Below are 10,259 nucleotides of genomic sequence, written 5' to 3' on the forward strand. Positions count from 1 at the left end.
CGATGACTGTCAGCGTTACGCCGCCTTCTTCAGCGTGCCGGCCTGCTCGGCCACGCCGAGAAGATCGCTTTCCTTCATGATCAACAGCTCCTCGCCGTCGATCTTGACCTCGGTGCCCGACCACTTGCCGAACAGCACCCGGTCGCCGACCTTGACGTCGAGCGGCACGAGCTGGCCCTGCTCGTTTCGCCCGCCCGGCCCCACGGCGATGATCTCGCCCTGCTGCGGCTTCTCCTTGGCGGTGTCGGGAATGATGATGCCGCCGGCGGTCTTCTCCTCGGCATCGATGCGGCGCACGAGCACACGGTCGTGCAACGGGCGGAAATGCATGCACATCCTCCTTGGGTAGGTTCAGCGATGTCCAAAATCCGGGTCCGGAACCGGCCCCCGGGCGGCAAACGACCTAGGAATACGCGGATTTCTAGTCAAGAGGACCTGCAAAAATTTTTGCGCTACTTCAAGGTTCTTGTCCGGATGGATGTGCCGCCGTCCCTGTCACGCCTGCTTGGCGGGCGAGGTGCATCGGCTTGGGCCCGCAAATCTCGAGAGCCGCCCTTACTGGTCATTTCCATGTGAGGATGATCCCATATAGCCCCTTGAGGTCCGCTTCGGGTCAAAAGCGGTAACGCTCTGCCGAGCAGAAGATTTCCGCTTCTCCCTCAGGAGCTGACATTTCTTCTATGAGCCCGCCTTAGCGGCCTCGCCCCGTCCCGTCATTGAGCAGACACGCCACCTGATGCCCGTCTCCGGCATCCAGCAGCGACGGCCGCTGCGTCTTGCACCGCTCCATCGCAAACCGGCAGCGGGTGTGAAATGCGCAGCCTGACGGCGGATTGACCGGGCTCGGCACGTCGCCGTCGACCAGAGGCGCGAGCTTCTTCGCCAGCGGATTGGCGATCGGCACCGAGGCAAGCAGGGCCTGGGTGTAGGGATGCCTGGGATTGCGGAACAGCTCGTCCTTGTCGGCGATCTCGACGATGCGGCCGAGATACATCACGGCGACGCGGTGGCTGATATGGGCGACCACGGCAAGGTCGTGCGCGATGAAGAGATAGGAGAAGCCGTGCTGCCGCTGCAGGTCGATCAGAAGGTTGATCACCTGCGCCTGGATCGAGACGTCGAGCGCGGAGACCGGCTCGTCGCAGACGATCAGGCGTGGCCCCAGCGCCAGCGCGCGGGCAATGCAGATGCGCTGGCGCTGACCGCCGGAGAATTGATGCGGGAAATTGCGCATCTGGTCGGGCCGCAACCCCACCTGCTCGAACAGCCTTGCGACCCGCACTTCCAGCTCCTTGCCGGTGGCGAGCCCGTGCACGGCGATCGGCTCGCCGACGATGTCGCCGGCGGTCATGCGCGGATTGAGCGAGGCGAACGGATCCTGGAACACGATCTGCATCGAGCGGCGATGCGGCCGCAGCGCCGTCTTCGAAAGATGCGTGATGTCCTCGCCGTCGAGGCGGATCTGGCCCGAGGTCGGCTCGACCAGTCGCAGCACGCTGCGCGCCACCGTGGACTTGCCGCAGCCGGATTCGCCGACGAGGCCGAGCGTCTCGCCGGTGCCTAGCGAGAAGGAGACGCCATCGACCGCGTGCACGGTGCCGACCTGCCTTCGCAACACGCCGGCGCGCACGGGGTAGTGCTTCTTGAGATCGGTGACTTCGAGCAGCGCCTCGGTCATGCCACCTCCGCGACTTCTTCGGCGCGCCAGCAGGCGGCCAGATGCCCGCCGCCCCAATCTGCCAGCGGCGGATATTCGGCCTCGCAGCGCTTGATGGCGAGCTTGCAGCGCGGCGCGAAGGCGCAGCCTTGCGGCAGCCGCACCAGCGACGGCACCGTGCCGGGGATTTCGTTCAGCCGCGCCTGCGCGGCGGCGCCGGAAGCCGGCACCGCCGGGATCGAGGCCATCAGCCCGCGCGTATAGGGATGCTTCGGCGCGGCGAACAGCGCCTCGACGCCGGCCTCCTCGACCTTTCGCCCCGCATACATCACGATCACGCGTTGCGCGGTCTGCGCGACCACGCCGAGATCGTGCGTGATCAGCACGAGCCCGGTGCCGAGCTCCTTCTGGAGGTCGAGGATCAGCGCCAGGATCTGCGCCTGGATGGTGACGTCGAGCGCGGTGGTCGGCTCATCCGCGATCAGGAGTGCCGGCCGGCAGGCCAGCGCCATCGCGATCATCGCGCGCTGGCGCATGCCGCCGGAGAGCTGGTGCGGATATTCGCGCGCCCGCCGCGCCGGCTCGGGGATGCGCACCAGCCGCAGCATCTCGACCGCGATGCCTTGCGCCTCTTTCGCCGAGATATGCCGATGCAGCCGCACCGCCTCGACGATCTGGTCGCCGATCCGCATCACCGGATTGAGCGAGGTCATCGGCTCCTGGAAGATCATGGAGATGCGATTGCCCCTGACCGCGCGCATCTGCGCCTCATCCAGCGCCAGCAGGTCGGTGCCTTCCAGCGAGACGGAGCCGCCGACGATGCGGCCGGGCGGATCGGGCACGAGGCGCATCAGCGACAGCGCGGTCACGCTCTTGCCGCAGCCGGATTCGCCGACGATCGCCAGCGTCTCGCCGCGCCTCACGCTGAAGGAGAGGTCGTCGACCGCCTTGAACAGGCCGGAATTGGTGAAGAACACCGTCTTCAGGTTCTTCACGTCGAGCACGAGATCGGTCTTGTCCGCCATCAGCCGCGCTGCCTCGGATCCAGGATGTCACGCAGGGCGTCGCCGAAGAGGTTGGCGCCGAACACGGCGAGGCTGATCGCGACGCCCGGGAAGATCACCAGCCAGGGCGCGGTGCGGACATATTCGGCGGCGGATTCGGACAGCATGCGTCCCCACGACGGATAGGGTTCGGGAATGCCGAGGCCGAGGAAAGACAGCGAGGCTTCGGTCAGGATGGTCGAGCCGAGCTGCGCCGTCGCCAGCACGATCAGCGGCGCCAGCGTGTTCGGCAGCACATGGCGCAGCGCAATCCGCATCTCGCTCATGCCGATCGACTTGGCGGCCTCCACGAACGGCTGCTCGCGCAGCGCCAGCGTGTTGGCACGGATGACGCGCGCCACCGTCGGGATCAGCGGAATGGCGATGGCGATGATCACGTTCGGCAGCGAGGGCCCGAGCGCGGCTGTCATCACCAGCGCCAGCACCAGGAGCGGCAGCGCCTGCAGCACGTCGGAGACGCGCTGGAACACCAGATCAAACCAGCCGGAGAGATAGCCGGAGGTGAGGCCGACGATCACGCCGATGGTGCCGCCGAGCACGGTCGAGCCGATGCCGACCGCGAGCGAGATCCGTGCGCCGTGGATGATGCGGCTGAACACGTCGCGGCCGAAGGAATCGGTGCCCATCCAGTGCGCCCAGCTCGGGCGCGCCAGCGCGCGGGCGGAATCGACGGTCAGCGGATCATAGCGCGCAATGACATCGGCGAAGATCGCCGTCAGCACGAACAATGTCATGATGACGAGCCCGGCCGCGCCCAGCACGTGCCGCTGCGCCATGAACAGCACGCGCCGCCAGCCCCCGGTCGCATGCGCCCCGGCCCGCCTCAGCTCAACGTCGAAATCGATCGCGGCCAAGCTGCTCTCCTAATCCGTGTACCTGATCCGCGGGTCGAACACCGCGTAGAGCATGTCGACGGTGAAATTGGCGAACACCACCACGACCGCGATGAACATCACGAGGTTCTGCACGATCGGATAGTCGCGCCAGCGGATCGCCTCCACCAGGAAGCGCGCGACGCCGGGGATGTTGAACACGGTCTCGGTGACGATCAGGCCGCCGATCAGGAACGCGGCCTCGATGCCGATCACGGTGATCACGGGCAGGATCGCGTTCTTCAGCGCGTGGTGATAGTTCACCGCCGCTTCGGAGGCCCCCTTGGCGCGGGCGGTACGGATGTAGTCCTGCCGCAGCACCTCCAGCATCGAGGAGCGCGTGATGCGCATGGTCAGCGCCGCGCTGCGGAAGCCGACGGCGGCAGCCGGCACGGCGTAGGTCGCGAACGCCTCGAGCCAGGTCTTCGGGTTGGGATTGAAGATCGGCATCTGCCCGAACATCGCCACGGACGCTGTGAGGATCAGAAGGCCGAGCCAGAACGAGGGCAGCGACAGCCCGCTGAGGCTGACGACGCGAAGCGCGTAGTCGAGCTTCGTGCCCTGCTTCACCGCGCTGATGACGCCGAGCGGAATGCCGATCGATGCCGAGAACAGCAGCGCGAGGCCGGCGAGCTTTGCCGTGATCGGAATCCGCGGCAGGATCTCCTGCAGCGCCGGCTTCTCCGAGACATAGGAGAAGCCGAAATCGCCGCGCATGAAACCGCTGATCCAGTGCCAATATTGCACGATCAGGGGACGGTCGATGCCGAGCTCCTTCTCCAGATTGGCCTTGTCGGCGGGATCGACATAGCCGGCGGCGGCGAACAGGATGTCGACGATGTTGCCCGGCACGATGCGCAGCAGGAAGAAGATGACGACCGAGATCCCGAACAGGGTCACGAACATCAGGAACAGGCGCCGCACCAGATAGGCAAACATGCACCGCCCTCCGCGCCAGCCGTCAGCGTTGCGTCACTTGTCGAGCCACACATCCTCGTAGCGGAAGCCGTTGTAGGAGCTGTTCGACATGATCGTGACGCCCTTGACGTGCGGGTGCCAGCAGGTGCCGGCGCGGGCATGGAAGATGATCGGCCGGGCGACGTCCTCCTGCAGCTTCTTGTCGATGTCCCACACCAGCGGCCTGCGCTTTCCGATGTCGGTCTCCTGCGATTGCACGTCGAACAGCTTCTCGATCTCCTTGTTGCAATAATTGGTGTAGTTCCGTTCCGAGCCGCAGGCATAGTTCTCGTAGAACGACTGGTCGGGATCGTCGACGGCATTGCCGGTCAGGTTGAGGCCGAGCATGTAATCCTTGCGCGCGACCTTCGGGAACCAGTTCGCAGTTTCCACGACGTCGAGCTCGCCGTCGATATAGATGGTCTTGAGCTGGTCGATCAGGATCACGGCGGGGTCGCGATATTCCGCGATGTTGCGCGTCGAGACTTTCACCGCGAGGCGCTTGTCCGGACCATAGCCCGCCTTCTGCATCAGCTTCCTGGCTTCCTCGCGGTTGGCATTGATGTCGCGGCCATAGCCCGGAATGGTCTCCAGCCTGTCCTTCGGCATGCCCCAGAGGCCCTGCGGCGGCGGCAGCATGGTGCCGCCGATGTCGCCCTGGCCTTCGAACAGGATGTCGACGAACGCCTTGCGGTCGAGCGCGAGCGCCATCGCACGGCGGATGTCGATGTTGTCGAACGGCGCGGAGGTCGAATTGACGATGATGTTGGTCGAGACGTTGGTCGGCTCGACGACGCAGGTCGCGTTCGGCGCCTGTGACTTGATGTCCTTCAAAAGCGGGATCGTGATGTGCGTCGGAAAGGTCATGTCGAACTTGCCGGCGACGAAGGCCAGGATCGCGGTCGAGCGGTTGGTGATGATGGTGTATTCGATGCCGTCGAGATGGGGCAGGCCCTGCTTCCAATAATTGGGATTGCGCGTCAGCTTGATCGATTCGTTGGCCTTGAACTCGACGAACTTGAACGGTCCGGTCCCGATCGGATGGGTGCGCATGTCCGCCGGCGAGACATGGCAGGGATAGACCGGTGTGTAGCCGGAGGCGAGCATCGCCAGCAGCGAGGGTTGCGGCCGCTTCAGGTCGAAGGTGACCTCGAATTCGCCGTTGGTCGTGACCTCGTTGACCTCGCTGTACCAGGCCTTGCGCGGATTCTGCCGCAGCTTCTGCTGCGACTTGCCCATCAACAGATCGAAGCTGCATTTGACGTCGGCCGAGGTGAACGGCTTGCCGTCGTGCCATTTCACGCCCTGGCGCAGCTTGAACGTGAGCTTCTTGTTGTCGCTGCTCCAGGACCAGCTTTCGGCGAGGTCCGGCCGCAGCGTATCGGGGCTGTTCTGCGCGATGTGCTGATCGTAGATGAGGAGATTGTTGAACACCCCCATGAAGGGAATGTTGATCGAATAGGTCGCGCCTTCGAGGATCGAGGCGTTGGCCGGACTGTCGCGGTGATACATCCGCAAAATGCCGCCCTGCTTGGGCTCGCCGGCGAGCGTGGCAGTTGAGGCCGTCAGCACAGATAACGCCGCCATTGCGGCGAGCGCCCACACGCTCCGCATGCTCATCCTCCCTGGACCTCGGCCTTTTGCGGCCTGTTTATCCAGACGATAGCGAGGCGCGTGCAGCGAGGCAACCCGCAAGGCCAGCTGCAATCTCGACAATTCGGATGACGGAATATCTCGGGGGCTTCTCTCATCATGCGAGAGTGCAGGTGCGAAGACGCGATTCCTGTGAGAGTTTGCGCGAGGTCGCCTCAACAACCTCCGCTGTCATCCCGGACAAGCGCGCCCTCAGCGCGCGCCGATCCGGGATCCATAGCCACAGGGAGGAGTTTGGCGAAGACTCGGAGTTGCCAGCCCATGCCGCAACTCCTTCCTGGGGTTATGGGTCCCGGGCTCGCGACTTCGTCGCGCCCCGGGAAGACAGTTGCGTGTATGGCGCTTGCTTGCGCACCTTACCTAGCGGAAACCCTCACACGATCCGCGAGACCTTGTTCCCCCAGTACCGGTCCCGCAGCAGCCGCTTGTACAGCTTGCCGGTCGGCAGCCGCGGCAATTCCTTTTCGAAATCGACCGAGCGCGGCACCTTCTGCCGCGACAGCGACTTTGCGCAGAACGCGATCAGCTCCTCGGCGAGCGCCGGCCCCGGCTCCACGCCGGGCATCGGCTGCACCACCGCCTTCACCTCCTCGCCGAGATCGGCATTGGGTACGCCGAACACCGCGGCGTCCGCCACCTTGGGGTGGGTGATCAGGAGGTTCTCGCATTCCTGCGGATAGATGTTCACCCCGCCGGAGATGATCATGAAGGTGGCGCGGTCGGTCAGGTATAGGAAGCGGTCGGCATCGACATAGCCGACGTCGCCGACCGTGCTCATGCTCCCATCGGCAGAGCGCGCCTCCTTGGTTTTCTCGGGATCGTTGAAATATTCGAACGGCGTTGCCGTCTTGAACCAGACCTGGCCGGGCGTGCCGGTCGGGCATTCCCGCATGTTCTCGTCGAGAATGTGCAGGTCCCCGAGCAGCACCTTGCCGACGGTGCCGCGATGCGCCAGCCATTCCTCGCTGTTGCAGGCGGTGAAGCCGAGGCCTTCGGTGGCGCCGTAATATTCGTGGATGATCGGTCCCCACCATTTGATCATCTCGTCCTTGACCTGCGGCGGACAGGGCGCGGCGGCGTGGATGGCGATCTCCAGCGAGGACAGATCGTAGCGGGCGCGCACCTCCTCCGGCAACTTCAGCATGCGCGAGAACATCGTCGGCACCAATTGCGTGTGGGTGATGCCCCATTGCTCGACCAGCTGCAGGTAACGCTCGGGATCGAAGCTTTCCATGATGATCACGGTGCCGCCCATGCGGATCGTGAGGTTCACGGCCGCCTGCGGCGCCGAATGATAGAGCGGCGCCGGCGACAGGTAGACCATGCCCTCGCGGTAGTGCCAGAGCCTCAACAGGAAATCGAACAGCGGCAGATTGTGCTTCGGCTTCTCCTCCGGCAGCGGGCGCAGGATGCCCTTAGGTCGTCCCGTCGTGCCGGAGGAATAGAGCATGGCGGTGCCGAGCCACTCGTCGGGAATCGGCGTTGCCGGCAGGCCGGCGGTCACCTCCGATAGGCCAACGATGCGCTCGCTCTCGCCCGGGCCGTCGGCGACGATGCAGAGCTTGATGTCGGGACAAGCCTCGATCGCCTCGCGCGCGATGGCGAGCTTGGCCATCGACGTGATCAAAATCTTCGACTGGCTGTTGACGAGCAGATAGGCGAGCTCGCCCGGCGTCAGGAACGAGTTGATGCAGGTGTAGTAGAGCCCGGAGCGCTCGCCCGCGCCGCAGGCTTCGAGATAACGCGCATTGTTCTCCATGAAGATTGAATAATGGTCGAGCCGCCTCAAGCCGTGCTGGCGGAACAAGTGCGCCAGCCGGTTGCTGCGCGCCTCCAAGTCGCGATAGGTGACGGCCTCGCCGGTCGCCGCCATGATGAAGGCGGGCTGCAGCGGACGCAGGCGGGCGTGGTGACCTGTGTACATCGATCCTCCGGATGTCGATCAGGCGGCAAGGAGCAGGATCTCGCGCACATCGGCGGAGCTAGCGATCTTGCGCGGGTTGCGCGGAATCCAGTTCGTGCGCATCGCGGCTTCCGCGATCGCATCGAAATGCTCCGGCGAGATGCGCACGTCGGCAAGGCTGCGCGGCATGCCGAGCGAGCGGATGAAGGCGTCGAGCACGTCGGCAGCATTGCGGCCGGGATAGCCCATGGCCGCCGCGACGATCATCTGCCGCTCGGCATTGTCGCGCGCGTTCCAGCGCATCACCGACGGCAGCATGACGCAGGAGGTGTAGCCGTGCGGCACGTCGAAGGCACCGCCCAGCACGTAGCCGATGCCGTGGCTCGCGCCCATGGGAACGCCGGCGGCGAGCGCCCCCATCGACAGCCAGGTGCCGATCTGCGCGTCCATCCGCGCATCGAGATCTAAAGGATCGGCCTTCACCCGCGGCAGCGCATCGGCGAGCATGGCGAGGCCCTTCACCGCCTGCGCATCGGCGTAAGGATGCGTCTCGCGCGAGCAGATCGCCTCGACGCAATGGTCGATGGCGCGGATGCCGGTCGACAGGAACAGCCATTCCGGCGTGTGCACGGTGATGGCCGGATCGAGGATGGTCGCGCGCGGCACCGCGAGCGGATGCCGCAGCATCTGCTTCACGTGGCTCGCGCGGTCGGTGACACCGGCGATCGATGAGAACTCGCCGCCGGCGATCGTGGTCGGCACGCTGACCTGCCGCACGTGAGGGGCGTTCATCTCGGGCGCAACGCCCTTGTGCACGCGGATGCGGTCGATGCCCGCGATATCGTCGATGCCGTTGGCAAGGCAGAGCTGCACCGCCTTGGCGCCGTCGGTGATGGAACCGCCGCCGATTGTGACGATCAGATCGGCCTCCGCCGCGCGCGCCGCTTGTGTCGCCGCGATCACCGCCTCGCGCGGCGTATGGGCCGGCATGGCATCGAACAGGCCGGCGCAGCGGGAGCCGAGCGCCTCCCTGATTTTCGTGATCTCATCGGTCTGCCGGTTCAGCGTCCCCGACACCATCAGGAAGGCGCGGCTTGTTCCGAGCCGGTCCATCTGCGCGACGATGGCTTCGGCCGCAGGATGGCCGAACACGACCTCCTCGATCGCGCCGAACACGACACGTCCCTGGTGCACGCCTGTCCTCCCCGGACAATTCGTTGGTGTTGTTGTGGCCGCAATCTAGCCGACCCCGCCACGTCAGTCATGCGCGAAGACGCTGGCCGTTTCGCAGCGCGAGGGGCGGGGCTGTTGAAGATGAGATGTGGCGGCGGCCGGCGCGCACGCCTCGTCCTTCGAGACGGCGCTACGCGCCTCCTCAGGATGAGGCTCATCGGCGCCGGTGCCCGTCGAGAACTGCCGCTGCGCACTCCACCCTCATCCTGAGGAGCCCGCTTAAAGCGGGCGTCTCGAAGGATGGCCGCAGGGAAAATCTCTCCAAGGCGAGTCCTTGCCAAAAAGGCAGGGCCAGCAACCCGCCGCCATTCCCTCAAAACACCACGCCCACGCGCGTGCCGCGCTTCCAGGCGATGCGGCAGCGCTTCTTGGTGTTGACGTGCAGCAGCTCGAAGCGATCGGGAATCGTCACCTGCCCGCCGAGATCGACGCAGGCCCCGCCGGGCGAATAGTCGATCAGCGTGCACGGGATCACCGGCGCGCGCGGGTCAGTGATGATCTTGGCCTGGCGTGACACCAGGCCTGCGGGCTTCACACGGACGAACTTGCGCGGATGCATTGGCACGTCTCCTCCAACTCCGCAGGTCGCGGCGGCTGATCTGTCCCAATCATGGAAAAGAGTTGATGCGATCCCCCTAAGCCGCGCCCGAGAATTTTAACGAAAAGTGTCAGCGAAAGGCAAAAGCAGCGGTAGCGGAGTGCGCTTCCCCTCTCCCCTTGTGGGAGAGGGTGGCTTCGATGCGAAGCATCGAAGCCGGGTGAGGGGTTCTATCCTCGCGAACGGTCCCACGCGCGGCAACAACGCCTCATCCGGCGCCGTAGCCGACGCTACGCGTCGGCGTATGCTTAAGACGGCGGCCGTAGGCCGCCTATGCCACCTTCTCCCACAAGGGGAGAAGGGAAGTCACCCCGTCACCCCC

9 protein-coding genes are annotated in these 10,259 nt (G+C 65.2%); all 9 read right to left on the reverse strand.

Annotated elements, in window-relative coordinates; translation table 11 throughout:
* Positions 1-15 precede the first annotated feature (15 nt).
* A complete protein-coding gene (gene groES / locus I6F24_RS28725; protein ID WP_036002037.1) occupies positions 16-330 on the reverse strand; it encodes a co-chaperone GroES in 315 nt (104 codons plus the stop codon).
* 361 nt (positions 331-691) lie between these two features.
* A complete protein-coding gene (locus tag I6F24_RS28730; RefSeq protein ID WP_225152371.1) occupies positions 692-1,678 on the reverse strand; it encodes a dipeptide ABC transporter ATP-binding protein in 987 nt (328 codons plus the stop codon).
* Positions 1,675-2,682 (reverse strand): ABC transporter ATP-binding protein, encoded by a 1,008-nt coding sequence (locus I6F24_RS28735; protein WP_225152373.1) that lies wholly within the window; start codon positions 2,680-2,682, stop codon positions 1,675-1,677. Before I6F24_RS28735 ends, I6F24_RS28730 begins: the two co-directional genes overlap by 4 nt.
* The gene (locus tag I6F24_RS28740) at positions 2,682-3,575 is read right to left on the reverse strand and encodes an ABC transporter permease (RefSeq protein WP_036020171.1); all 894 of its coding nucleotides are present in this window, start codon (positions 3,573-3,575) and stop codon (positions 2,682-2,684) included. Before I6F24_RS28740 ends, I6F24_RS28735 begins: the two co-directional genes overlap by 1 nt.
* A 9-nt stretch (positions 3,576-3,584) precedes the next feature.
* Positions 3,585-4,532 carry an ABC transporter permease gene (locus I6F24_RS28745; protein WP_057025974.1) on the reverse strand — a complete coding sequence of 316 codons (948 nt, stop codon included), beginning with the start codon at positions 4,530-4,532 and terminating at the stop codon, positions 3,585-3,587.
* Positions 4,533-4,565: 33 nt separating this feature from the next.
* Positions 4,566-6,164: an ABC transporter substrate-binding protein gene (locus tag I6F24_RS28750; RefSeq protein ID WP_225152375.1), complete on the reverse strand. Its 1,599-nt coding sequence runs from the start codon at positions 6,162-6,164 to the stop codon at positions 4,566-4,568.
* Between the two features lie 412 nt (positions 6,165-6,576).
* Positions 6,577-8,127, reverse strand: coding sequence for an AMP-binding protein (locus tag I6F24_RS28755; protein WP_036020173.1), 1,551 nt, complete (start codon positions 8,125-8,127; stop codon positions 6,577-6,579).
* Between the two features lie 18 nt (positions 8,128-8,145).
* On the reverse strand, positions 8,146-9,300 hold the full coding sequence (locus I6F24_RS28760; protein WP_225152377.1) for an iron-containing alcohol dehydrogenase: 1,155 nt from the start codon (positions 9,298-9,300) through the stop codon (positions 8,146-8,148).
* A 352-nt stretch (positions 9,301-9,652) separates the two neighbouring features.
* Positions 9,653-9,898 carry a PilZ domain-containing protein gene (locus tag I6F24_RS28765; RefSeq protein ID WP_036002017.1) on the reverse strand — a complete coding sequence of 82 codons (246 nt, stop codon included), beginning with the start codon at positions 9,896-9,898 and terminating at the stop codon, positions 9,653-9,655.
* Positions 9,899-10,259: the final 361 nt, after the last annotated feature.

This window comes from Bradyrhizobium sp. BRP23 (genome assembly GCF_020194135.1).
Classification (GTDB): domain Bacteria; phylum Pseudomonadota; class Alphaproteobacteria; order Rhizobiales; family Xanthobacteraceae; genus Bradyrhizobium; species Bradyrhizobium yuanmingense.